Origin of the sequence: Streptomyces synnematoformans, from assembly GCF_039531005.1 — a bacterium.
Classification (GTDB): Bacteria; Actinomycetota; Actinomycetes; order Streptomycetales; family Streptomycetaceae; genus Streptomyces; species Streptomyces synnematoformans.
In genome coordinates, this window is the sequence record NZ_BAAAPF010000001.1 from 105,240 (window position 1) to 129,374 (window position 24,135).

Consider the following 24,135-nt stretch of genomic DNA (forward strand, 5'->3'; position numbering starts at 1 on the left):
CTCCTTGCACGCATCAGCGGACGACGGACTGGATCTCGTCGACTTCGAGTTCGGTGGTCGTGCCGAAGGTGCCGTCGGGCAGGTCACCGCCGGTGCCGCCGGAGCCCTCCCAGCTGATCTCCCACGTGATCGTCGCGCGGAACGGGTAGGTCGCGTCGTCCGGAGTGGCGCGCAGGTAGGTCAGCCCGCAGGGCGGGGTCTCCTCCGACGAGTCCGGGGTGTAGGGGGTACCGATGGAGCCGTCGTCGTTGAGGGGGCAGGTGCCCGTGGAGGGGTGCAGCTCGGCGTCGTCGGTGCCGGGGTCGAGGGTGAGCGACACCGGGGTGGCGGTGGTTCTGGCCCATAAGCGCAGCACCGGCACCTCGGCGGTGACCGAGACGGGTTCGAAGGTGGCGTTGTCCAGCCAGGCCCAGGTGGGGAGGTTCACCTTCTGCGCGTTCTGCGCGTCGGGCTTGAGGTTGATCTCCGTATCGGGCACCCGGATGCGGTCGTACGCGATGCCGGCGAGGATCTCCGGCGTGACGGCGTTCTCGTACTCGGCCGGCGGCGGATCGCCCGTGTCCACCCAGAAGGGTCCGTCATCGCACTCCAGCGCGCCGGGGACGCCTTCGCCGCCGTCCGGCACGTAGCCGTCCCACCAGTAGCCCTCGCCGGACTTGGCCATGTTGAAGTTCTTGTACGTTCCCGGCTTGTCGCCGCCGTTCACGTATTTGTCCCGCTGCATGCTGTCGAACTCATGCCCGGTAGAGCCCAACGACCACGTGTGCTCCCGTTCCTTCTTCAACTGCTGCGGCGTGTACATCGGCACGTACCAGCACGGCGGCGGCGACCAGTCCCCCACCGGGTCCAACGCCCCACCCGAGCCACCACCGGCCCCGGCCCGGTTCGCCGAGTCGTCGACCACGATCCCGCCGGCCGCCGCGTGCAGATTCTGCCCATCAGCACCGCCCTCGGCGGGCGGGGGCGGCGCGGGGTCGCCCTCGGATCCGCCGTCGCCCGGGGTGATGTCGGCTCGGGCAGTCGGTGCGGCGAGGAGCAGCAGCCACAAGCTCGTCAGCGTCACCCTCAGGAGGGATTTCACGGCTGACACTGGTCTGCTCCCCTTTCGGAGATGACGCTGGTGGTCCGCCAGACACCCTTGTCGTTCCTCTGCAATTCGGTGTTGTAGACCACGTAGCTGTCCTTCGTGACCGGAGTGACGTTCACCTTCCCCGTCTCCAGGTTCTTCGTGTAGCCCTTGCTCTCGTCGGCGCAGAAGATGAGCGACGCGGTACCGTCGTCCGCCAACGTCACCTGCCGGTCGACATAGCGGACGACACCGGTCACGGTGAGGTTCTCATCCTTGAACTGCTCGACCCACTCGGCCGATGCACCGAGCGCGTCGTCGGCGTTGTAGTAGTTGAGGGCTTCATACTCCGGGTCCAGGCCAGCGATGGCGGACTGGACCGCCTTCATACGCTCGGCGTTGTCACGTAGAACCGCGTCCTTCTCGGGGTCCCCCGTCTCCTCAGGGCTGAACGTAACTGTGAGGTCCTCCGGCAGCTTGATCTCCGGTCTGCCCGGCGCCTCTTCCTCCGAGGCGCTCGGCGATGGCGACTCATCCGTCTTGCCGGCGCCCTGGATCTTGTCGTCCGACGACGGGTCGCCGTCGTCGTCGCCGCCGCAGGCGGTCAGCAGCAGGCTCAGGGCGGCAGCGGCAGCCGCCATCACGGCAGCGGAATGGGCGCGGGGGGACACGATCAACTCCCGGTAATGGTGACGATACGTCAGGCAGCCGACGCTATCGGAGCAGCAGCGGCGTACACCACCCCACTTTTGGACCTGTGGATAACGCGGATACACAGGAACGTTCCGCTAACGGCCCCTACCAGGCGATTGAAATTCCATTCTGTATTGCGAAGGAGAACGGTTGCCTGAACCGGCAATACACGAACACACCCGGTTCCGGTTGCACCCCGCGGTCCGCGTACTTCTCGGCTCGACCGGCGCCGCCGACACCCGGCGGCTCCCCGGCCGCGCAGGCGGGACCAGGCGTATCGAGCGCAAGGTGGTGCGGGACCGCGTGGGGGGATCATGGTGGGATACCCGCATTCCCCCTCGCCGACCGGAAGGGCCGCGATGAGCACCGACGCCAGTGCGCTGACCACCGAGGACCTCGACTTCCTCCGCCGCCCCCTGCACGGGTTCCTGTCCGTGGCCGCGGGGCCGCTGCCGCCGGAGCCCCGGCCGGTGTGGTTCGAGGCCACCGACGCGGGCACGGTCCAGTTGTTCACGGAGCCGGACACGCTCAAGGTACGGCGGCTGCGCCGCGACCCCCGCGCCTCCCTCGTCGTCGCCGCGCCGGTGGGTGAGCGCGAGCGCTGGGTGTCGGTGGCCGGCCGCACCACGGTGGAGCCCGACGGGGCCCACGACTTGTGCGCCCGCCTGGCCGCGCGCTACTGGGACCTCGACGACCCGGCCCGCGCCGACGACCTCGCCGGGATGCTGGCCGCAGAGCAGGTGCGTCTCGTCATCCACCCGGAGACCGTGCGCCGCTTCACGAACTGACGTACGCCCCCCGGGACGCGCCCGGCGGCCGGCACACGCGTACCGGCCGCCCACGCCGAAGGCCCCGGCCCGCCGAACGAATCGGCGGGCCGGGGCCCCGGGAACGCTTACCGTCAGGTCACTTGATGATCTTGGTGACCTGGCCGGCGCCCACCGTCCGGCCACCCTCGCGGATGGCGAACTTCAGGCCCTCCTCCATGGCGATGGGCTGGATCAGCTCCACCTTCATGTCGGTGTTGTCGCCCGGCATGACCATCTCCGTGCCCTCGGGGAGGTGCACGACGCCGGTCACGTCGGTGGTGCGGAAGTAGAACTGCGGGCGGTAGTTGTTGAAGAACGGGGTGTGCCGACCGCCCTCGTCCTTCGACAGGATGTACGCCGTCGCCTCGAACTCGGTGTGCGGGGTGACGGTGCCCGGCTTGATGATGACCTGGCCGCGCTCGACGTCCTCGCGCTTGATGCCGCGGAGGAGGAGACCGACGTTCTCACCGGCCTGGCCCTCGTCCAGCAGCTTGCGGAACATCTCGATGCCCGTGACCGTGGTCTTGGTCTTCTCTTCCTTGATGCCGATGATCTCGACTTCCTCGTTCACCTTGAGGATGCCGCGCTCGATACGGCCGGTGACGACGGTGCCGCGACCGGTGATCGTGAACACGTCCTCGATCGGCATCAGGAACGGCTTGTCGACCTCCCGCTGCGGCTCCGGGATGGACTCGTCGACGGCCTTCATCAGGTCGAGGACGGTCTTGCCCCACTCGGCGTCGCCCTCCAGCGCCTTCAGCGCGGAGACCTTGACGACCGGGACGTCGTCGCCCGGGAACTCGTACTCGGAGAGCAGCTCACGGACCTCGAGCTCGACGAGCTCCATGATCTCCTCGTCGTCCACCATGTCGGCCTTGTTCAGCGCGACGACGATGTACGGCACGCCGACCTGGCGGGCGAGCAGCACGTGCTCCTTGGTCTGCGGCATCGGACCGTCGGTGGCGGCGACCACGAGGATCGCGCCGTCCATCTGGGCGGCACCGGTGATCATGTTCTTGATGTAGTCCGCGTGACCGGGGCAGTCGACGTGCGCGTAGTGCCGCGACTCGGTCTGGTACTCGACGTGCGCGATGGAGATCGTGATACCGCGCTGCTTCTCTTCCGGAGCCTTGTCGATCATGTCGAAGGCCGAAGCCTCGTTCAGGTCCGGGTACGCGTCGTGCAGCACCTTGGTGATCGCCGCGGTAAGAGTGGTCTTGCCGTGGTCGATGTGACCGATGGTGCCGATGTTGACGTGCGGCTTAGTCCGCTCGAACTTCGCCTTCGCCACTGGGGTCCTCCTGTGGACTGGTGCTGTACGCCCCCCGCCTTCTACGGAGGGGTTCAGGTGGTCGTTCCGAACCGGTCAGGACCCCTAGGGGGATGCCCTTGACCTGTTCGACTGTGGTCGGCGGCGAGGGCACCCGCCGCAGCTCCCGGAGGATCTGCGATGGTATGCCCCGTATGCCGTTTGCTACAGCCTACGGCTTCACTCGCCCTTGGCCTTCGCGATGATCTCCTCGGCGACGTTCTTGGGAACCTCGGCGTAGGAGTCGAACTGCATGGAGTAGCTCGCCCGGCCGGACGTCTTGCTGCGCAGGTCGCCGACGTAGCCGAACATCTCCGACAGCGGCACCAGGCCGGTGACCAGCTTGGCACCGCCCCGGTCCTCCATGGACTGGATCTGCCCACGGCGCGAGTTGATGTCGCCGATCACGTCGCCCATGTAGTCCTCGGGCGTCGTGACCTCGACCTTCATCATCGGCTCCAGCAGGACCGGAGCGGCCTTGCGGGCGGCCTCCTTGAAGGCCATCGAGCCGGCGATCTTGAAGGCCATCTCGGACGAGTCCACCTCGTGGTAGGCACCGTCCAGCAGGCGCACACGCACGCCCGTCAGCGGGTATCCGGCGAGGATGCCGAACTCCATGGCCTCCTGGCTGCCCGCGTCCACCGAGGGGATGTACTCCTTGGGGATACGGCCGCCGGTGACCTCGTTGACGAACTCGTAGCCGTCGCCCTCCAGCGGTTCGAGCGCGATGATCACGCGCGCGAACTGGCCGGAGCCGCCGGTCTGCTTCTTGTGCGTGTACTCGTGCTTCGCCACCTGCCGGCGAACCGTCTCGCGGTACGCCACCTGCGGCTTACCGACGTTCGCCTCGACCTTGAACTCGCGCTTCATGCGGTCGACCAGCACGTCCAGGTGCAGTTCGCCCATGCCCGAGATGATGGTCTGGCCGGTCTCCTCGTCCGTCTTGACCCGGAAGGACGGGTCCTCCTCGGCGAGGCGCTGGATCGCGACGCCCAGCTTCTCCTGGTCGCCCTTCGACTTCGGCTCGATGGCGACCTCGATCACCGGGGCCGGGAAGTCCATCGACTCCAGGATCACCGGGTTCGCCGGGTCGGAGAGGGTCTCGCCGGTGGTGGTCTGCTTCAGACCCATGACGGCGACGATGTCGCCGGCACCCACCGACTCGATCTCCTCACGCTTGTTGGCGTGCATCCGGTAGATCTTGCCGATGCGCTCCTTGCGGCCCTTGACCGAGTTCTGGACCTGCGAGCCGGAGTTCAGCCGGCCCGAGTAGACCCGGATGAAGGTCAGCTTGCCCAGGTGCGGGTCACTGGCGATCTTGAAGGCGAGCGCCGAGAGCGGCTCCTCCTCCGAAGGCCGGCGGACGATGACCTCGTCGGGGTTGTCGACGGCGTGGCCCTCGACGCCCTCGACGTCCAGCGGCGACGGCAGGTACCGCACGATCGCGTCCAGCAGGGGCTGTACGCCCTTGTTCTTGAACGCGGTGCCGCAGAACACCGGGGTGACGGTGGTGCCCTCGCCCTTGCCGGAACCGATGGTGATGCGGCGCACGGCCGCGTAGAGCTGCTCCTCGGTGGGCTCCTCGCCCTCCAGGTACAGCTCCATCATCTCCTCGTCGTTCTCGGCGACGGCTTCGAGCAGCGTGCCGCGCCACTCGTCGGCCGCTTCGAGGTGCGTGTCCGGGATGTCGACGACGTCGTACGCCTCGCCGAGCTTCGCCTCGGGCGACCAGACGAACGCCTTCATCCGGACCAGGTCGACGACGCCCTTGAAGTCCGCCTCCGTGCCGATCGGGATCTGCATGACCAGCGGGGTCGCGCCCAGCCGGTCGGAGATCATGTCGACGCAGCGGTGGAACTCGGCGCCCGTGCGGTCCAGCTTGTTGACGAAGCAGATGCGCGGGACGCCGTAGCGGTCGGCCTGGCGCCAGACGGTCTCGGACTGCGGCTCGACACCGGCCACGCCGTCGAACACCGTCACGGCACCGTCGAGCACGCGCAGCGAGCGCTCCACCTCGATGGTGAAGTCGACGTGGCCCGGGGTGTCGATGATGTTGATGGTGTGGTCGACCTCGTCGAGCGGCCAGTGGCAGGTCGTCGCGGCAGACGTGATCGTGATGCCGCGCTCCTGCTCCTGCGCCATCCAGTCCATCGTGGCGGCGCCGTCGTGGACCTCACCGATCTTGTACGAGACACCGGTGTAGTACAGGATCCGCTCGGTGGTGGTCGTCTTGCCCGCGTCGATGTGGGCCATGATCCCGATGTTGCGGACCTTGGCCAGGTCAAGCGAAGTGGTGGCCATTTTGGCTCAGTCTTCTCTCTCGTAATACGGGGTTCTCGACTACCAGCGGTAGTGCGCGAAGGCCTTGTTGGCCTCGGCCATCTTGTGGGTGTCCTCGCGGCGCTTGACGGAGGCGCCGAGGCCGTTGCTGGCGTCCAGCAGCTCGTTCATCAGCCGCTCGGTCATCGTCTTCTCGCGGCGGGCGCGGGAGTAACCCACGATCCAGCGCAGCGCGAGCGTGGACGAACGGCCGGGCTTGACCTCGACCGGGACCTGGTAGGTCGCACCGCCGACGCGGCGGGACTTGACCTCGATGGCCGGCTTGACGTTCTCCAGGGCGCGCTTCAGGGTGATCACCGGGTCGTTGCCGGTCTTCTCGCGCAGCCCTTCCATGGCGCCGTAGACGATGCGCTCGGCGGTGGAGCGCTTGCCGTGCAGCAGCACCTTGTTGATCAGCGAGGTCACCAGAGGAGAGCTGTAGACCGGGTCGATGATGACCGGGCGCTTCGGGGCGGGGCCCTTACGAGGCATGCTTACTTCTCCTTCTTGGCGCCGTAGCGGCTGCGGGCCTGCTTGCGGTTCTTGACACCCTGGGTGTCGAGCGAACCGCGGATGATCTTGTAGCGAACGCCCGGCAGGTCCTTCACACGGCCACCGCGCACGAGCACGATCGAGTGCTCCTGCAGGTTGTGCCCCTCACCCGGGATGTAAGCGGTGACCTCGATCCCACTGGTCAGACGCACACGCGCGACCTTACGCAGGGCCGAGTTCGGCTTCTTCGGGGTGGTGGTGAACACACGCGTGCACACGCCGCGGCGCTGGGGCGAACCCTCAAGCGCGGGCGTCTTGTTCTTCTCGACCTTGTCCTGCCGGCCCTTGCGGACCAGCTGCTGGATCGTAGGCACCGTTTCTCCGGTTTCTGTGTGCCGATCTCGATACTTCTAACCTGGGGTTCTGTCCGTGAAGACCGGTCGGTCCCCGACCCACGCGGTCGGGTGTGTCGCAGGGCCCGTACGTCCCCGCCGAAAACACGGGAAAGCGGAGCCCTTCGGTGTCACAGCCTCGGCGCCTTCGCGGGAGCGCCCCCGCGCACGCGAAGACCCGGGGACACCCCAGGCACAAGGTCAGAGCGTACCTACAGCAACCCGCTCCGGTCAAAACAAAAAGACATAAGGGACACCGCCCCCGGGTAACCTTATGCCCCGCTGCTGGCCACGGCGGCCACGATCAGCGCGATGAAGGCCACGAAGCTGAGCGCCAGATAGCCGATGACCAGGCCCGCGAGCGCCAGCCCGTCGCCCTGCTCGCCGGTTCTGCGGATCTCGGCGCGCGCCTTGTGCCCCAGGATGATCGCCGGGATGAACGTCACGCCCACCACCGGCACCAGCGCCCCGCACACCATCGCGCCGACCGCAGAGCTGTTCGTGGACCGCGGCGGCGGCAGGACGGGCACGGGCTGGAACGTACGCGGCACGACGGCCGGCATCGTCGGGATGCCGACGGGGCCCTGCGGCAGGTCCGAGATGAGCATGTGCAGCTCGCCGTACGTCTGCGCGTCGTACGCCTGCGACATGCGCTGCTCGTACTCCGGCTGGGTGAGCCTGCCCTCGGCGAACCCGGCCTTGATCACGTCGACGGTCCGCTCCCGGTCGGCATGCGAGGCACGCATGGACGGAGGCCGGCTTTGGTCCCACGGCTGCATGGACACTCAGGAACCTCCCCACCCGCGGTCTCCACGTACCGCGTGCTTTCTATTGTGCTCGACGCACGGGGCGCCGAGGGAGTTCCAGCGCGACGTCGCGAAGTTCGCGCCGCGGTCGCGCGCCCCCTTGCACCACCGTGTCCGGTTCACACGCGGTTTCATCGTAGACCCGTGCGGTACGCCGCACCCCCCGGACGTCCCCCGGGCACCCGGGACGGCACGCCCGGCCCGTGGGACCCCGCACGGCGGGCCCCGGCCGCCCCTGGGAACGCCGCAGGGCGGCTCCCCCGGGGGAGAGCCGCCCTGCGGTCCGTACGGTGCCGCAGCCCGCGTTACTGGTTGTACGGGCCGTAGTCGTAGTCCTCCAGCGGGACCGCCTGGCCGGAGCCGGTACCGAAGGGCGAGTAGTCGATGTCGTCGTAGCCGACGGTCGAGTACATCGCGGCCTTGGCCTCCTCGGTGGGCTCCACCCGGATGTTGCGGTAGCGGGAGAGGCCCGTACCGGCCGGGATCAGCTTGCCGATGATCACGTTCTCCTTGAGGCCGATCAGGGAGTCCGACTTGGCGTTGATCGCCGCGTCGGTCAGCACCCGGGTCGTCTCCTGGAACGACGCCGCCGACAGCCACGACTCGGTGGCCAGCGACGCCTTCGTGATGCCCATCAGCTGCGGCCGGCCGGAGGCCGGCTGGCCGCCCTCGGCCACCACGCGGCGGTTCTCGTGCTCGAACTTCGAGCGCTCGACCAGCTCGCCCGGCAGCAGCTCCGCGTCACCGGACTCGATGATCGTCACCCGGCGCAGCATCTGCCGGATGATGATCTCGATGTGCTTGTCGTGGATGGACACGCCCTGGCTGTTGTAGACCTTCTGCACCTCGCCGACCAGGTGGACCTGCACGGCCCGCTGGCCGAGGATGCGCAGCACGTCGTGCGGGTTCTCCGTACCCACGGTCAGCTTCTGGCCGACCTCGACGCGGTCGCCCTCGCCGGCGGTGAGCCGGGCGCGCTTGGACACGCCGTACGCGACCTCGTCGGAGCCGTCGTCGGGGGTGACGACGACCTTCCTGGTCTTCTCCGTCTCCTCGATCCGCACCCGGCCCGCGGCCTCCGAGATCGGCGCCACGCCCTTGGGCGTACGGGCCTCGAACAGCTCGACGACACGCGGCAGACCCTGGGTGATGTCCTCACCCGCCACACCGCCGGTGTGGAAGGTGCGCATCGTCAGCTGAGTGCCGGGCTCGCCGATGGACTGGGCGGCGATGATGCCCACGGCCTCGCCGATGTCCACCAGCTTGCCGGTGGCCAGCGAGCGGCCGTAGCACATGGCGCAGGTGCCGACGGCGGACTCGCAGGTGAGCACCGAGCGGGTCTTGACCGTCGCCACGCCGTGGCGGATCAGCTCGTCGATGAGCACGTCGCCCAGGTCGGTGCCGGCGGGGGCCAGCACCTTGCCGTCGACGACGATGTCCTCGGCGAGGCAGCGCGCGTACACCGAGGTCTCGACGTCCTCCTCCTTGCGGAGCACGCCGTCGGCGCCGGTCGACGCGATCGCCAGCTTCAGACCGCGGTCGGTGCCGCAGTCCTCCTCGCGGATGATCACGTCCTGCGAGACGTCCACCAGACGCCGGGTCAGGTACCCGGAGTCGGCGGTGCGCAGCGCGGTATCGGCGAGACCCTTGCGGGCGCCGTGCGTGGAGATGAAGTACTCCAGCACGGACAGGCCCTCGCGGAACGAGGACTTGATCGGCCGCGGGATGGTCTCGTTCTTGGCGTTGGACACCAGGCCGCGCATGCCCGCGATCTGGCGCATCTGCATCATGTTTCCGCGCGCACCCGAGTTGACCATCATGAAGATCGGGTTGGTCTTCGGGAAGTTCTCGTTCATGGCCTCGGCGACCTCGTTGGTCGCCTTGGTCCAGATCGCGATGAGTTCCTGGGTGCGCTCGTCCTTGGTGATCAGGCCGCGCTCGTACTGCTTCTGGACCTTCTCGTCCTGGGCCTCGTACCCGGCGATGATCTCCTTCTTCGCCTCCGGGACGACGACGTCCGAGATGGCGATGGTGACGCCGGAGTGGGTGGCCCAGTAGAAGCCCGCGGACTTCAGGTTGTCGAGGGTCTGCGCGACGAGGACCTTCGGGTAGCGCTCGGCGAGGTCGTTGACGATCTCGGAGAGCTGCTTCTTGCCCACGGTGTAGTGGATGAACGGGTAGTCCTCGGGCAGCAGTTCGTTGAAGAGCGCGCGGCCCAGCGTGGTGCGCAGGCGGAACGGGTCGCCCGGCTGCCAGTCCAGGTCGGTGCCCGCCCCGGCGGCCCCTGCCCCGACGCTGTCGTCCTGTTGCGCCTCCGGCACCGGCGGCGTCCAGCCGCGCGGCGGCACGGAGCCGACCGGGAAGCGGATGTCCACGTTCGCCTGGAGGGACAGCTCGCCGGCGTCGAAGGCCATGATCGCCTCGGCGACCGAGGCGAACGAGCGGCCCTCGCCCTTCTTCTCGCCCTCGATCTCGTCGGTGGTGAGGAAGAACAGCCCGAGCACCATGTCCTGGGTGGGCATGGTGACCGGCCGGCCGTCGGCCGGCTTGAGGATGTTGTTCGAGGACAGCATGAGGATGCGGGCCTCGGCCTGCGCCTCCGCGGACAGCGGCAGGTGCACGGCCATCTGGTCGCCGTCGAAGTCCGCGTTGAACGCGGTGCAGACCAGCGGGTGGATCTGGATGGCCTTGCCCTCGACCAGCTGCGGCTCGAAGGCCTGGATGCCGAGGCGGTGCAGCGTCGGCGCCCGGTTCAGCAGCACCGGGTGCTCGGCGATGACCTCTTCCAGCACGTCGTACACGACCGTGCGGCCGCGCTCGACCATCCGCTTGGCGCTCTTGATGTTCTGCGCGTGGTTCAGGTCCACCAGGCGCTTCATCACGAACGGCTTGAACAGCTCCAGCGCCATGGCCTTGGGCAGGCCGCACTGGTGCAGCTTCAGCTGCGGGCCGACGACGATGACGGAGCGGGCCGAGTAGTCGACGCGCTTGCCGAGCAGGTTCTGGCGGAACCGGCCCTGCTTGCCCTTGAGCATGTCGGAGAGCGACTTCAGCGGGCGGTTGCCCGGGCCGGTCACCGGCCGGCCGCGGCGGCCGTTGTCGAACAGCGCGTCGACGGCCTCCTGCAGCATGCGCTTCTCGTTGTTGACGATGATCTCGGGCGCGCCGAGGTCGAGCAGCCGCTTCAGCCGGTTGTTGCGGTTGATGACGCGGCGGTACAGGTCGTTCAGGTCGGAGGTCGCGAAGCGGCCGCCGTCCAGCTGCACCATCGGACGCAGGTCCGGCGGGATCACCGGGACGCAGTCCAGCACCATGCCGTTGGGGCTGTTGCGGGTGTTCTGGAACGCGGAGACGACCTTCAGCCGCTTCAGGGCGCGGGTCTTCTTCTGGCCCTTGCCGGTGCGGATGATCTCGCGGAGCTTCTCCGCCTCCTCGTCCAGGTCGAAGGACTCCAGGCGCTTCTGCAGCGCCGCGGCGCCCATGCCGCCCTGGAAGTACGTGCCGAAGCGGTCGCGCAGCTCGCGGTAGAGCAGCTCGTCGCCCTCCAGGTCCTGGACCTTGAGGTTCTTGAACCGGTTCCACACCTCGTCCAGGCGGTCCAGCTCGCGCTGGGCCCGGTCGCGGAGCTGCTTCATCTCGCGCTCGCCGCCCTCGCGCACCTTGCGGCGCACGTCGGCCTTGGCGCCCTCGGCCTCCAGCTCGGCCAGGTCGGCCTCCTGCTTCTTGGCCCGGGCCTCCAGGTCGCCGTCGCGGCGCTGCTCGACCTGCTGGCGCTCGACGGCGATCTGCGCCTCCAGCGACGACAGGTCGCGCTGGCGGCGCTCGTCGTCCACCCACGTGATCATGTAGGCGGCGAAGTAGATGACCTTCTCCAGGTCCTTCGGAGCCAGGTCGAGCAGGTAGCCCAGGCGCGACGGGACACCCTTGAAGTACCAGATGTGCGTGACGGGCGCGGCCAGCTCGATGTGGCCCATCCGCTCCCGGCGCACCTTGGCGCGGGTCACCTCGACGCCGCAGCGCTCACAGATGATGCCCTTGAAGCGGACGCGCTTGTACTTGCCGCAGTAGCACTCCCAGTCCCGGGTGGGGCCGAAGATCTTCTCGCAGAAGAGGCCGTCCTTCTCGGGCTTGAGGGTGCGGTAGTTGATGGTCTCGGGCTTCTTGACCTCGCCGTGCGACCAGGTCCGGATGTCGTCCGCGGTCGCCAGGCCGATCCGCAGCTCGTCGAAGAAGTTGACGTCGAGCACTCTCGTCAATCCCTCTCAGGGTCGTGTGTCAATGGTCTGATCGGGGTCGCGGGGGCCGGCTCCCCGAGGGGGAGCCGGGACCCGTCAGACCTCTTCGACGCTGCTCGGCTCACGCCGGGACAGGTCGATGCCAAGCTCTTCGGCGGCACGGAAGACGTCCTCGTCCGTGTCGCGCATCTCGATGGACATGCCGTCGGAGGAGAGGACCTCCACGTTCAGGCACAGCGACTGCATCTCCTTGATGAGCACCTTGAAGGACTCGGGGATGCCCGGCTCGGGGATGTTCTCGCCCTTGACGATGGCCTCGTAGACCTTCACGCGGCCGGTGACGTCGTCCGACTTGATGGTGAGCAGTTCCTGCAGCGCGTAGGCGGCGCCGTACGCCTCCAGGGCCCACACCTCCATCTCGCCGAACCGCTGGCCGCCGAACTGCGCCTTACCGCCCAGCGGCTGCTGGGTGATCATCGAGTACGGGCCGGTGGACCGGGCGTGGAGCTTGTCGTCCACGAGGTGGTGCAGCTTGAGGATGTACATGTACCCGACGGAGATCGGGTCCGGGAACGGCTCGCCGGAGCGCCCGTCGAACAGCAGCGCCTTGCCGGACGGCTGCACCATGCGGTCGCCGTCGCGGTTGGGCAGGGTGTTCTGGATCAGACCGGCCAGCTCGTCCTCGCGGGCGCCGTCGAAGACGGGCGTCGCGACGTTCGTGCCGGACTCGACCTGGTCGGCGCCGATGCCCTGCAGCCGCTCGGCCCACTCCTCGCGGATGCCGGAGACGTCCCAGCCCTGGGCGGCGAGCCAGCCCAGGTGGATCTCCAGGACCTGACCGGGGTTCATCCGGGAGGGCACGCCGAGCGGGTTGAGGATGATGTCGACCGGGGTGCCGTCCGCCATGAACGGCATGTCCTCGATCGGCAGGATCTTGGCGATGACGCCCTTGTTGCCGTGCCGGCCGGCGAGCTTGTCGCCGTCGGTGATCTTACGCTTCTGGGCCACGTAGACGCGGACGAGCTGGTTCACGCCGGGCGGCAGCTCGTCGCCCTCCTCGCGGTCGAAGACGCGGACGCCGATGACGCGGCCGGTCTCGCCGTGCGGCACCTTCAGCGACGTGTCGCGGACCTCGCGGGCCTTCTCGCCGAAGATCGCGCGCAGCAGCCGCTCCTCCGGGGTCAGCTCGGTCTCGCCCTTGGGCGTGACCTTGCCGACCAGGATGTCGCCGGCGACGACCTCGGCGCCGATGCGGATGATGCCGCGCTCGTCGAGGTCGGCGAGGACCTCCTCGGAGACGTTCGGGATGTCCCGGGTGATCTCCTCGGGGCCCAGCTTGGTGTCGCGGGCGTCGACCTCGTGCTCCTCGATGTGGATCGAGGACAGGACGTCGTCCTGTACGAGGCGCTGGCTGAGGATGATGGCGTCCTCGTAGTTGTGGCCCTCCCACGGCATGAACGCCACCAGGAGGTTCTTGCCGAGCGCCATCTCGCCCTCGTCGGTCGAGGGGCCGTCGGCGAGCACCTGGCCCTCGATGACGCGGGCGCCCTCGTCCACGAGCACCTTCTGGTTGAAGGAGGTGCCCTGGTTGGAGCGGTGGAACTTGTTGACGCGGTACGTGGTGTAGGTGCCGTCGTCGTTGGCGACGGTGACGTAGTCCGCGGAGACCTCCTGGACCACGCCGTCCTTCTCGGCCTTGATGACGTCGCCGGCGTCGACCGCGCAGCGGTACTCCATGCCGGTGCCGACGAGCGGGGCCTCGGCCCGGATCAGCGGCACGGCCTGGCGCATCATGTTGGAGCCCATGAGGGCCCGGTTGGCGTCGTCGTGCTCCAGGAACGGGATCATCGCGGTGGCGACCGACACCATCTGGCGCGGCGAGACGTCCATGTAGTCGACGTCGTCGCCGGGGATGTAGTCGACCTCGCCGCCGCGGCGGCGGACCAGGACCCGGTTCTCGGCGAAGTGCAGGTCGTTCGTCAGCGGCGCGTTGGCCTGCGCGATGACGAAGCGGTCCTCCTCGTCGGCCGTCAGGTAGTCCACGTCGTCGGTGACGACGCCGTCGACGACCTTGCGGTACGGGGTCTCGATGAAGCCGAACGCGTTGACCCGGCCGTACGAGGCGAGCGAGCCGATGAGGCCGATGTTCGGGCCTTCCGGCGTCTCGATCGGGCACATGCGGCCGTAGTGCGACGGGTGCACGTCGCGGACCTCGAAGCCGGCCCGCTCACGGGACAGACCGCCGGGGCCGAGCGCGTTGAGCCGGCGCTTGTGGGTCAGGCCCGACAGCGGGTTCGTCTGGTCCATGAACTGCGACAGCTGGCTGGTGCCGAAGAACTCCTTGATGGAGGCGACGACCGGCCGGATGTTGATCAGGGTCTGCGGCGTGATCGCCTCGACGTCCTGGGTCGTCATGCGCTCGCGCACGACGCGCTCCATGCGGGCGAGGCCCGTGCGCACCTGGTTCTGGATCAGCTCGCCGACGTTGCGGATACGGCGGTTGCCGAAGTGGTCGATGTCGTCGGTCTCGACGACGACGGCCTGGCCGTTGTCCCCGACGGTCTCGATCTCGCCGGCGTGCAGCTGCACCAGGTACTTGATCGAGGCGATGATGTCCTCGACGGTCAGCGTGCCCGAGTCGAGCGGCGCGGCGGCGCCCAGCTTCTTGTTGATCTTGTAGCGGCCGACCTTGGCGAGGTCGTAGCGCTTGGGGTTGAAGTAGAGGTTCTCCAGCAGCGTCTGCGCGGCCTCCTTGGTCGGCGGCTCGCCCGGGCGCAGCTTGCGGTAGATGTCGAGCAGCGCGTCGTCCTGCCCCTGGGTGTGGTCCTTCTCCAGGGTGGCGCGCATGGACTCGTACTCGCCGAACTCCTCAAGGATCTGCTCGTTCGTCCAGCCGAGCGCCTTGAGCAGCACGGTGACCGACTGCTTGCGCTTGCGGTCGATGCGGACGCCGACCATGTCGCGCTTGTCGATCTCCATCTCCAGCCAGGCGCCCCGGGAGGGGATGACCTTGACGGAGAAGATGTCCTTGTCGGAGGTCTTGTCGATGGAGGAGTCGAAGTAGACGCCCGGGGACCGGACGAGCTGCGAGACCACGACACGCTCGGTGCCGTTGATCACGAAGGTGCCCTTGTCGGTCATGAGCGGGAAGTCGCCCATGAAGACCGTCTGGGACTTGATCTCGCCGGTCTCGTTGTTGGTGAACTCGGCGGTGACGAAGAGCGGCGCGGCGTACGTGAAGTCGCGCTCCTTGCACTCGTCGATGGAGTTCTTCGGGGGCTCGAAGCGGTGGTCGCGGAAGGTCAGCGACATCGACCCGGAGAAGTCCTCGATCGGGGAGATCTCCTCGAAGATCTCCTCCAGGCCGGACTTCGTGGGGACGTCCTGTCCGTGGTCCAGGGCCTCCTCGACACGAGCCTTCCACGCGTCGTTGCCGAGCAGCCAGTCAAAGCTCTCGGTCTGGAGCGCAAGAAGGTTCGGAACCTCGAGGGGCTCCTTGATCTTCGCGAAAGAGATGCGCAGCGGGGCGGTGCTGGCGCCGTTGTTCGTACTAGCGGTCGAGGCGGTGCGCGAGGCGGCCAAGAGGGGTCCTTCCGAGGGCTCGGACTCACTACGCGCGTACCGGTCCCAGAACCCAGACGGGAGAAGAGACGCCCAGGTCAAAGCGTATCTCTCAAGATCGTACGGGCTCTGGACAGACCCCTGGTGACGGACAGGGGGCAGTTAACAGGCAGCGCAAAGGGTCAGTGTAGCGACTCGCCACACTGATGTCCAGCGGAGGCTGGAGACCAGCAAATCTTCGATCTCTCCCTGCCTGGGGAGCGCCCGCCTCGCGTGGGGCCTCCCCTGAAGTTATGCCGAGTACCGGATGCCTTCGCGCTTGAAGCCATTCCCACTCCGTCACCGATCCATGCCTCGGAGTACGGACCGATGTGACGACCTGAGAATCGCGCGCCGCTGGCCGTTCGTCAAGGCCCCCCTGCCCCAGGGAGATCATGTCGGCGCGCCCCGGCCGGTGAAGATCACCATACCCGCCGGCGCCCGCGGGGCAAGCCCTCCGGGCGGACGGCCCGGCAACGCAGCGAGGGCGACCACCCGTTTGGATGATCGCCCTCGGCAGCAGCCGTCAGACCCGGCCGACTGGGCTCAGCGCGCCCCGGCCGGCCGGGACGGGGTCACTTGACCTCGACGGAGGCGCCGGCGCCCTCAAGGGACTCCTTGGCCTTGTCCGCGGCCTCCTTGTTGACCTTCTCCAGAACCGCCTTCGGCGTGCCGTCGACCAGCTCCTTGGCCTCCTTCAGGCCGAGCGAGGTCAGCTCGCGCACGACCTTGATGACCTGGATCTTCTTGTCGCCGGCACCGGTGAGGACGACGTCGAACTCGTCCTGCTCCGGCTCGGCGTCGGCCGGGGCGCCCGGGACGCCCGGACCGGCGGCGACGACGGCGGCCGGGGCGGCGGCCTCGACGTCGAACTTCTCCTCGAACTTCTTGACGAAGTCGGACAGCTCGATGAGGGTCATCTCTTCGAACTGTGCGAGCAGGTCGTCCTGGCTGAGCTTCGCCATGGTGGCGGTCCTTCCACTAAGTCGGCTGGTGCCGGTTGTGCTGATGCATGAAGCGGCGGGCGTTCGCGGCCCGCTGAGCCACGGCTACTCCGCGGCGTCGGCGGGAGCCGGCGTACCGGCACCGCCCTGCTCGACCTTGTCGCGCAGCGCGTCCGCGGTGCGGACGAACTTCGACAGCGGGGCCTGGAAGGTCGCCGCGGCCTTCGCCATGGACGCCTTCATGCCACCGGCCAGCTTGGCGAGCAGCACCTCGCGGGACTCAAGGTCCGCGAGCTGGTTGATCTCCGCGGCGCTCAGGGTCTTGCCGTCGAGGACGCCACCCTTGATCACGAGCGCGGGGTTGGTCTTGGCGAAGTCACGCAGCCCCTTGGCCGCCTCGACCGGGTCACCGGTCACGAAGGCCACCGCGGTCGAGCCCTGGAGGTGCTCGTCCAGCTCGTCGAGCCCCGCCTCCTTCGCCGCGATCTTGGTCAGCGTGTTCTTCACCACTCGGTACTGCGCGTTCTCGCCGAGAGAACGGCGCAGCTCCTTCAGCTGCGCCACGCTCAGTCCGGTGTACGCGGTCACGACGGCCGCGTGGGAGTTACGGAGCTTGTCCGTGATCTCCTTAACGGCGTCGACCTTGTCCGGCGTCGCCATGAGCCTCAGCCTCCTTCCGGGTGATGGGACCGCCCTTCGGATGCACGAGGCCCTCGCACACGACAAACGCCCCGGCGCAGGCGCGCGGGGCGTGACTCGACCGAACGGGCACGGGGCCCGGCGGGAGGGTCTTCCTCGTCACCTGCGCGGGCCGTCCGCGGCATACGCGGAACCTTCGGCCACCGCGCCCCTTGCGGGTGCACGGCGACGGCCAGCGGTCTTTGGCTACGAAGAGGAACGATACGGCCCGGGCCGTCCCACGGGCAAATCGCCCCGGGGAGACGGCCCGGTCTCACGGACGTACGCGACGCGGACTCCGGCGCTACGCGCCGTTCCCGGGGCTCTCGACGGCCTCGGGGGTGGCTTCGACGTCCTCCATCATGCCGCTCATGTCCAGCGTCTCGGACGCCGGCGGGGCCTTCACCGTGACGGGCTCGTTGTAGCTGAGGAAGGTCATGGTGGTGTCCAGCGGCCCCTCCTTCGTGTCGGCCCGCATGCGGAACTGCTTGGTGTGATCCTCGCCGTCGATCCACATGTCCATGGTCAACTCGTCGACGCCCTGCTCCGCCATCTCGTCGATCTTCTCGCCGCGCTTCTTCTTCGTCTCCGCGTCCTCGTCCTTCAGGTCCGCGCGGAGGGCGTCGAGGGTGACCGTGCCGGTGTAGTGGGTGGTGTCCACCCCCTCGACCTTCTCCTCGCCGACCCTCTCCAGGTCCTCGGCCGCCGTCATCATCTGGGCGTCCTCGGCGGGGTTCTCGTCCGCCTGCTCCAGCTCCAGCAGCGGGTTCTCGCCGCCGTCCGCCTCCGCCTCGGACATGCCGATCTTGAGCCAGGTCTTGCCGTCCATCTCGGCGGCGGCCTCTTCGCCGGCGTTCATGTACATCGCGTCGTCGACGAGGCGTATCTCCACCACGCCGCTCTCGTCGGGGGACGCCCCGTCCACCGTCATCTTCATCTGCATGGCGGGCGGGTCCATGCTGATCGCCCCGGTGCCCTCCATGGTGCCCTCGCCGGGGGCCTCACCGCTCATCCGGTACTCGACGGAGGTCAGCTCCTCCGCGTTGTCCGTGGCCTTGCGGACGGCGGCGGCGGGCGTGACGTCGACCGGCTGACCGGCGTTCCCGCCCTTCTTGCCGGCCGCCTTGCCGTCTCCCCCGTCGTCGTCGGAGCAGGCCGTGAAGGCGGTCAGGGCGAGGGCTGCCGCGCCGAGCGCGGCGCCGCCCCGTACGAACGTCGAACGCATCGTCATCCTTTCCCTCCGGGCGCACGTGCCCCGGCATATGGAACAGCACACGCTAGTGCCTCCGGCGGACGCGGCGACGGCCGGGCCGGGACACCGTGAACCGCGCCGGAGGCGCTGAGCGGATCGGGCAACTGCTACTGGATCTGGGTGAAGTCGATGCTCTCCGCCGCCGCGGGCTCCTCGACCTCGACCTCGGTGCCGTAGTCCGAGTAGTAGACGATGGAGCTGAACTCGCCGCCCGTCATCTCCCCGGCCTCCTCACGCTTGATCATCAGGTCGTTCTCGTCCACCCAGATGTCGACGGTCTGCGTGGTGACGCCGGACGCCTCCAACTGGTCCTCCAGGTCCGACAGCTCCTGCTCGCTCATCGTCTTGGACGACGCGCGGGCCAGTTCGGCGACGTCCACGGTGCCGGAGTAGTGCGTGGTCTGGACGCCGCGCACCTCCTCCTGGCCGACCTCCTCGACGTCCTCGGAGGCCAGCAGCAGCTTCACGGCCTGGCCCGGGGTGCTGTTCTGCATCTGGTCCTTCATGTACTCCCCGGAGGGGCCCATGAGCCGCGCCATCTCGTCGTAGTCGTAGCGGATCCAGTTCTTGCCCGGGTACTGGGTCTGGAACTGGCCCTCGACGCCGGCGTAGTAGGCGTCGGGCAGGTAGCGGGCCTCCAGCGTGCCGTCGTCGTCCATCAGCTTGATCGAGGAGGCCATCTGGCCGTCGGTGTACTTGACGGTGGCGGTGCCGACCGCGCCGTCCGCCCAGTTGAGTTCGCCCTCGTTCTCCGTGGTCATCGCGTCGCCCATGACCATGGTGCTCTCGAACTTCGACGACTCCGCGCCCGCGGTCTTCTCGTCGATCGCCTGCAGCGCGGCCAGCGCGCCGCGTACGGCCCCGCTGCCGCCGCTGCCGCCTTCGGTGCCGCTGCCGCCGTCAGTGCTGGTGCCGCCGGTGCCGGAACCGCCGTCACCGTTGCCGGAGTCGCTCCCGCAGGCCGCCGCGAATGCGAGCAGCAGCGCCGCTCCCAGCGAGACACCTGCGCGCTTCACGGTCGTGTGCATGGGAATCCCCGCCCCCTCGTGGTCAGTCGTTCGCCGGGCAGGTGTTCTGCCCGTACGGCCAGTGAACACGAGAAACGGGCCGGACCCGGTTCCCTATGGGCGTTCCGGATCCGACCCGTTGCCTGGTCGTGACAGTCGAAGCGATTCTGTCGAACAGCGGCGCCCGTCCGGCACCGTCAACTGCCGCCCGCCGGCTGCCGATCGCGGCTCAGACCGCGGGCTCCTCCGACATCAGGTTCCGCACCCGCGCGGGGTCCACCGGGACGCCGGGGCCCATCGTCGTGGTGATGGTGGTCTTCTTGATGTAACGGCCCTTGGCGGCCGACGGCTTGAGCCGCAGCACCTCCTCCAGCGCCGCGCTGTAGTTCTCCACCAGCTGCCGCTCGTCGAACGACGTCTTGCCGATGATGAAGTGCAGGTTGGAGTGCTTGTCGGTGCGGAACTCGATCTTGCCGCCCTTGATCTCGGTGACGGCCTTCGCCACGTCGGGCGTGACCGTGCCGGTCTTCGGGTTCGGCATCAGACCGCGCGGGCCGAGGACCCGGCCGAGGCGGCCGACCTTGCCCATGAGGTCCGGGGTGGCGACGACCGCGTCGAAGTCGAGGCGGCCCTTCTGCACCTCCTCGATCAGCTCGTCGGCGCCGACGATGTCGGCGCCCGCGGCCTCCGCGGCCGCTGCACGGTCACCGGTCGCGAAGACCAGGACCCGGGCGGTCTTGCCGGTGCCGTGCGGGAGGTTCACGGTGCCGCGGACCATCTGGTCGGCCTTGCGCGGGTCGATGCCCAGGCGCATGGCGACCTCGACGGTGCCGTCGAACTTCGTCGTGGACGTCTCCTTGGCGAGGCGGACGGCCTCAAGGGGTGCGTACTGCCGCGTGCGGTCGACCTTGGCGTCGTTGCCGCGGAGTGCCTTGCTGCGCTTCACTGCTGCTCCTGTGTGTCGGTACGGAGTCGTGGTCCGGGCCGGCGCATGGCCCTGCCACAGGGTGGTGCGGGTGCCGCTGGCCCCCGGGGGGCGCTCAGCCCTCGACCGTGACGCCCATGGAGCGGGCGGTGCCGGCGATGATCTTCTCGGCGGCGTCCAGGTCGTTGGCGTTGAGGTCGGCCATCTTGGTGGTGGCGATCTCGCGGACCTGGTCGCGGGTGATCTTCGCGACCTTGGTCTTGTGCGGCTCGCCGGAGCCCTTCTCCACGCCCGCGGCCTTGAGGATCATCTTCGCGGCCGGCGGCGTCTTGGTGATGAAGGTGAACGAACGGTCCTCGTAGACCGTGATCTCCACCGGGATCACCCAGCCGCGCTGCGACTCGGTGGCGGCGTTGTAGGCCTTGCAGAACTCCATGATGTTCACGCCGTGCTGGCCCAGCGCGGGGCCGACCGGCGGGGCCGGGTTCGCGGCACCGGCCTGGATCTGGAGCTTGATCAGCCCCGTGACCTTCTTCTTCTTGGGAGGCATGTCTCTCCGGGTCCTTGAATGAGAGGTTTGCGCCTCGATCCGGCGATCCGGCCGACCGTCCGGACGGAGGCATACCGCACCACGATAGCCGTATCGGGTGCGGGTCCTGAAACCGAGCAGGTCAGAGCGGCTGCAAAGCCGTCTGACCTGGTCGGAAGCGTACGAGGCGGGCGGTGCGCCCTCAGTCGTTCTTCTGGATCTGGTCGAAGCTCAGCTCGACCGGGGTCTCCCGGCCGAAGATCTCCACCAGGCCCTTGACCTTCTTCGAGTCGGCGTTGATCTCGTTGATGGTCGCCTGCAGCGTCGCGAACGGGCCGTCGGTGACGGTGACCGAGTCGCCCACGGCGAAGTCGAGCACCTGCACCTCGACCTTGCGGGACGGCGTCGGCTTGCCCTCGGCCTCCGCGGCCTCGCGGGCGGCCTTCTCCTCGGCCTCCGGGGCGAGCATGCGGACGATCTCGTCGAGCGTCAGCGGGTACGGGTCGTAGGCGTTGCCGACGAAGCCGGTGACGCCCGGGGTGTTGCGCACGACGCCCCAGGACTCGTTCGTCAGGTCCATCCGCACCAGGACGTAGCCCGGGAGCTTGTTCTGCCGGACGTTCCTGCGCTCGCCGTTCTTGATCTGGACGACCTCTTCCTCGGGCACCTCGGCCTGGTAGATGAAGTCCTCGACGTTCAGGGAGACCGCGCGCTGTTCGAGGTTGGCCTTGACCCGCTTCTCGTAGCCCGCGTAGGTGTGGATCACGTACCACTCGCCGGGCAGGCCGCGCAGGTCCTGGCGGAGCGCCTCGACGGGGTCGACGGCCTCGCCGGCTTCGCCGTCCTCGGCCTCGTCGGGCTGCTCGTCCCCGGCGGCCTCGTCGTCCGCCGCCGCCTCGGCGTCCTCGGCGGACTCGGCGTCCACTGCGACGTCGTCGGCGGCGTCCGCCGCGTCCTCAAGCCCGGTCTCCGCGGCCGCTCCGGCCTCCTCCACCTGCTCGGCAGGGGCACCCGCGGCAGGCTCTGCCTGCGCAGCGCCGGCAACCTCATCGGTCGCGACTGCGTCGTTCAGGTTCGGGTCAGACACGGTAGCTGCTTCTTCCTGGCTCAAATGGGGATGTGCACATGCAGTCGCCTACCTTACGTACCTTACGTGGCGGCGTACGCGAATCGGTCAGGCGAAGACAAAGTCCATGAGTTCGGTGAACCCGAAGTCGATCACCGTCACGATGCCGATCATGACCACCACGAAGATGATCACGACGGTCGTGTACGTGGTGAGCTGGTTCCGCGTCGGCCAGACGACCTTACGCAGCTCCGCGACGATCTGGCGGTAGAAGAGCGCCAGGCGGGCGAACGGGCCCTTCCGGCCGCGCTTGCCGCCGCGGCGAGCGGGTCGCGCGTCGCCTTCGGGGCGGTCAGGCGTCGCGGTGGGAGCTTCCGTCACTCGTCCTCACCTGGATCCCGGTTCGTTGGCCTGCCGCGCCGGGTGGAGCCGCACGGCGGTGCTGCTGTGAACTGCGTACGCACCCCCTGAGGAGATGCGCGTAGCAGGGCCGGAGGGACTTGAACCCCCAACCGCTGGTTTTGGAGACCAGTGCTCTTCCAATTGAGCTACGACCCTTTGTGTCATCCCAACCTAACGCATTCCCGCAGGGACTACACGAGCGCGTGCAGGATCTGCGCCGGGGCTGGCACGGTGCATGAGTGTACGGGTTTCACGCCCCGCCGTCGAACGAGTACGCCGCGCGCCCCGCGTACGAGCCGTGCAACCCGTGTGCCGCGCCACCCGCCCGTCTGGAACGATGGGCGCCATGACCGCTGCAAACTCCGCACCCCAGTCCCCGACCGAACGCCGGGTGTCGGCCCGGGTCGGCGCTATCTCGGAGTCCGCGACGCTCGCCGTGGACGCCAAGGCCAAGGCCCTCAAGGCAGCCGGCCGCCCGGTGATCGGCTTCGGCGCCGGCGAGCCCGACTTCCAGACGCCCGACTACGTCGTCGAGGCCGCGATCGCAGCGTGCACCAACCCGACGTACCACCGCTACACGCCGGCCGGCGGGCTGCCCGAGCTGAAGGCCGCCATCGCCGCGAAGACCGCGCGCGACTCGGGCTACGAGGTGGAGCCGGCCCAGGTGCTCGTCACCAACGGCGGCAAGCAGGCGATCTACGAGTCGTTCGCCGCCCTGCTCGACCCGGGCGACGAGGTCATCGTCCCCACGCCGTACTGGACCACCTACCCCGAGTCGATCCGGCTGGCCGGCGGCGTGCCCGTCGACGTCGTCGCCGACGAGACCACCGGCTACCGGGTGTCCGTCGAGCAGCTGGAGGCCGCGCGCACCCCGCGCACGAAGGTGCTGCTGTTCGTCTCCCCGTCCAACCCGACCGGCGCGGTCTACCCCCGCGAGCAGGTCGAGGCGATCGGCCGCTGGGCCGCCGAGCACGGGCTGTGGGTGCTGACGGACGAGATCTACGAGCACCTGGTGTACGGCACCGCCGAGTTCCACTCGCTGCCGGTGGTCGTGCCGGAGCTGCGCGACAAGTGCGTCGTGGTCAACGGCGTGGCGAAGACCTACGCGATGACCGGCTGGCGGGTCGGCTGGGTCGTCGGCCCGAAGGACCTGGTCAAGGCGGCAACGAACCTGCAGTCGCACGCCACGTCGAACGTCTCCAACGTCGCGCAGGCCGCCGCGCTGGCGGCCGTCTCCGGCGACCTGGACGCGGTGGCGAAGATGCGCGAGGCGTTCGACCGGCGGCGCCGGACGATCGTGCGGATGCTGAACGAGATCGACGGCGTGGAGTGCCCGGAGCCGGAGGGGGCGTTCTACGCGTACCCGTCGGTGAAGGGGCTTCTCGGTAAGGAGATCCGCGGACGGCGCCCGGCGGACTCGGTGGCGCTGGCCGAGGTGATCCTGGAGGAGGCCGAGGTGGCCGTGGTGCCGGGCGAGGCGTTCGGGACGCCGGGGTATCTGCGGCTGTCGTACGCGCTGGGGGACGAGGACCTGGTCGAGGGCGTCTCGCGGATGCAGAAGCTGCTGGCGGAGGCGCGGTAAGCCTTCAAGTGTGTGTCGGTACACAATTG

Annotated in this window: 19 protein-coding genes and 1 tRNA gene; 2 read left to right on the forward strand and 18 right to left on the reverse strand. The window is 68.5% G+C overall.

The features are described from left to right. Positions 1-13: 13 nt before the first annotated feature. The gene (locus tag ABD317_RS00580) at positions 14-1,090 is read right to left on the reverse strand and encodes a hypothetical protein (RefSeq protein ID WP_425582233.1); all 1,077 of its coding nucleotides are present in this window, start codon (positions 1,088-1,090) and stop codon (positions 14-16) included. Next, positions 1,078-1,707, reverse strand: coding sequence for a hypothetical protein (locus ABD317_RS00585; RefSeq protein WP_344286654.1), 630 nt, complete (start codon positions 1,705-1,707; stop codon positions 1,078-1,080). Before ABD317_RS00585 ends, ABD317_RS00580 begins: the two co-directional genes overlap by 13 nt. A 411-nt stretch (positions 1,708-2,118) precedes the next feature. Here ABD317_RS00585 and ABD317_RS00590 point away from each other — a divergent pair, with 411 nt between their 5' ends. After that, positions 2,119-2,547, forward strand: coding sequence for a pyridoxamine 5'-phosphate oxidase family protein (locus ABD317_RS00590; protein WP_344286656.1), 429 nt, complete (start codon positions 2,119-2,121; stop codon positions 2,545-2,547). 118 nt (positions 2,548-2,665) lie between these two features. Here the strand turns inward: ABD317_RS00590 and tuf are convergent, their stop codons facing one another. The 16 genes from tuf to ABD317_RS00670 all read right to left on the reverse strand — a co-directional run bounded on the left by tuf (position 2,666) and on the right by ABD317_RS00670 (position 22,680). After that, on the reverse strand, positions 2,666-3,859 hold the full coding sequence (gene tuf, locus ABD317_RS00595; RefSeq protein WP_027754779.1) for an elongation factor Tu: 1,194 nt from the start codon (positions 3,857-3,859) through the stop codon (positions 2,666-2,668). A 198-nt stretch (positions 3,860-4,057) separates the two neighbouring features. Beyond that, positions 4,058-6,178: an elongation factor G gene (gene fusA / locus ABD317_RS00600; protein WP_027754780.1), complete on the reverse strand. Its 2,121-nt coding sequence runs from the start codon at positions 6,176-6,178 to the stop codon at positions 4,058-4,060. Positions 6,179-6,217: 39 nt separating this feature from the next. After that, positions 6,218-6,688, reverse strand: a complete 471-nt coding sequence (gene rpsG / locus ABD317_RS00605) for a 30S ribosomal protein S7 (protein ID WP_027754781.1) — start codon at positions 6,686-6,688, stop codon at positions 6,218-6,220. A 2-nt stretch (positions 6,689-6,690) separates the two neighbouring features. After that, positions 6,691-7,062 (reverse strand): 30S ribosomal protein S12, encoded by a 372-nt coding sequence (gene rpsL, locus ABD317_RS00610; protein ID WP_003948652.1) that lies wholly within the window; start codon positions 7,060-7,062, stop codon positions 6,691-6,693. Positions 7,063-7,352: 290 nt separating this feature from the next. Beyond that, positions 7,353-7,826: a DUF1707 domain-containing protein gene (locus tag ABD317_RS00615; RefSeq protein WP_027754782.1), complete on the reverse strand. Its 474-nt coding sequence runs from the start codon at positions 7,824-7,826 to the stop codon at positions 7,353-7,355. Between the two features lie 365 nt (positions 7,827-8,191). Next, positions 8,192-12,133: a DNA-directed RNA polymerase subunit beta' gene (locus ABD317_RS00620; protein WP_344286662.1), complete on the reverse strand. Its 3,942-nt coding sequence runs from the start codon at positions 12,131-12,133 to the stop codon at positions 8,192-8,194. Positions 12,134-12,217: 84 nt separating this feature from the next. After that, positions 12,218-15,703, reverse strand: a complete 3,486-nt coding sequence (gene rpoB / locus ABD317_RS00625) for a DNA-directed RNA polymerase subunit beta (protein ID WP_344286664.1) — start codon at positions 15,701-15,703, stop codon at positions 12,218-12,220. A gap of 593 nt (positions 15,704-16,296) precedes the next feature. Further along, positions 16,297-16,686, reverse strand: coding sequence for a 50S ribosomal protein L7/L12 (gene rplL / locus ABD317_RS00630; RefSeq protein ID WP_344286666.1), 390 nt, complete (start codon positions 16,684-16,686; stop codon positions 16,297-16,299). Positions 16,687-16,770: 84 nt separating this feature from the next. Then, positions 16,771-17,325: a 50S ribosomal protein L10 gene (gene rplJ, locus ABD317_RS00635; RefSeq protein WP_344286668.1), complete on the reverse strand. Its 555-nt coding sequence runs from the start codon at positions 17,323-17,325 to the stop codon at positions 16,771-16,773. Between the two features lie 322 nt (positions 17,326-17,647). Beyond that, the gene (locus tag ABD317_RS00640) at positions 17,648-18,574 is read right to left on the reverse strand and encodes an SCO4651 family lipoprotein (protein WP_425582234.1); all 927 of its coding nucleotides are present in this window, start codon (positions 18,572-18,574) and stop codon (positions 17,648-17,650) included. A 128-nt stretch (positions 18,575-18,702) separates the two neighbouring features. Beyond that, a complete protein-coding gene (locus ABD317_RS00645; RefSeq protein ID WP_344286672.1) occupies positions 18,703-19,623 on the reverse strand; it encodes an SCO4651 family lipoprotein in 921 nt (306 codons plus the stop codon). A gap of 208 nt (positions 19,624-19,831) precedes the next feature. Beyond that, a complete protein-coding gene (gene rplA / locus ABD317_RS00650; protein WP_027754788.1) occupies positions 19,832-20,548 on the reverse strand; it encodes a 50S ribosomal protein L1 in 717 nt (238 codons plus the stop codon). A gap of 94 nt (positions 20,549-20,642) precedes the next feature. Then, positions 20,643-21,077, reverse strand: a complete 435-nt coding sequence (gene rplK / locus ABD317_RS00655) for a 50S ribosomal protein L11 (RefSeq protein WP_018834878.1) — start codon at positions 21,075-21,077, stop codon at positions 20,643-20,645. 181 nt (positions 21,078-21,258) lie between these two features. Then, the gene (nusG, locus tag ABD317_RS00660; protein ID WP_344286675.1) at positions 21,259-22,143 is read right to left on the reverse strand and encodes a transcription termination/antitermination protein NusG; all 885 of its coding nucleotides are present in this window, start codon (positions 22,141-22,143) and stop codon (positions 21,259-21,261) included. An 87-nt stretch (positions 22,144-22,230) separates the two neighbouring features. Next, a complete protein-coding gene (gene secE, locus ABD317_RS00665) occupies positions 22,231-22,503 on the reverse strand; it encodes a preprotein translocase subunit SecE (protein WP_027754790.1) in 273 nt (90 codons plus the stop codon). 104 nt (positions 22,504-22,607) lie between these two features. Continuing rightward, positions 22,608-22,680, reverse strand: a tRNA-Trp gene (locus tag ABD317_RS00670). A 190-nt stretch (positions 22,681-22,870) separates the two neighbouring features. On the opposite strand from ABD317_RS00670, the gene ABD317_RS00675 reads away from it, so the two are divergent. Continuing rightward, on the forward strand, positions 22,871-24,106 hold the full coding sequence (locus tag ABD317_RS00675) for a pyridoxal phosphate-dependent aminotransferase (protein WP_344286677.1): 1,236 nt from the start codon (positions 22,871-22,873) through the stop codon (positions 24,104-24,106). Positions 24,107-24,135: the final 29 nt, after the last annotated feature.

Excerpts from the sequence above, each read along its gene's own strand:
- rplK (WP_018834878.1), bottom strand. The coding sequence starts at position 21,077 with ATGCCTCCCAAGAAGAAGAAGGTCACGGGGCTGATCAAGCTCCAGATC.
- rplL (WP_344286666.1), bottom strand. The coding sequence starts at position 16,686 with ATGGCGAAGCTCAGCCAGGACGACCTGCTCGCACAGTTCGAAGAGATG.
- ABD317_RS00585 (WP_344286654.1), bottom strand. The coding sequence starts at position 1,707 with ATGGCGGCTGCCGCTGCCGCCCTGAGCCTGCTGCTGACCGCCTGCGGC.
- ABD317_RS00675 (WP_344286677.1), top strand. The coding sequence starts at position 22,871 with ATGACCGCTGCAAACTCCGCACCCCAGTCCCCGACCGAACGCCGGGTG.
- rpsG (WP_027754781.1), bottom strand. The coding sequence starts at position 6,688 with ATGCCTCGTAAGGGCCCCGCCCCGAAGCGCCCGGTCATCATCGACCCG.
- ABD317_RS00645 (WP_344286672.1), bottom strand. The coding sequence starts at position 19,623 with ATGCACACGACCGTGAAGCGCGCAGGTGTCTCGCTGGGAGCGGCGCTG.
- rplJ (WP_344286668.1), bottom strand. The coding sequence starts at position 17,325 with ATGGCGACGCCGGACAAGGTCGACGCCGTTAAGGAGATCACGGACAAG.
- ABD317_RS00640 (WP_425582234.1), bottom strand. The coding sequence starts at position 18,574 with ATGACGATGCGTTCGACGTTCGTACGGGGCGGCGCCGCGCTCGGCGCG.
- ABD317_RS00615 (WP_027754782.1), bottom strand. The coding sequence starts at position 7,826 with ATGCGTGCCTCGCATGCCGACCGGGAGCGGACCGTCGACGTGATCAAG.
- fusA (WP_027754780.1), bottom strand. The coding sequence starts at position 6,178 with ATGGCCACCACTTCGCTTGACCTGGCCAAGGTCCGCAACATCGGGATC.
- ABD317_RS00590 (WP_344286656.1), top strand. The coding sequence starts at position 2,119 with ATGAGCACCGACGCCAGTGCGCTGACCACCGAGGACCTCGACTTCCTC.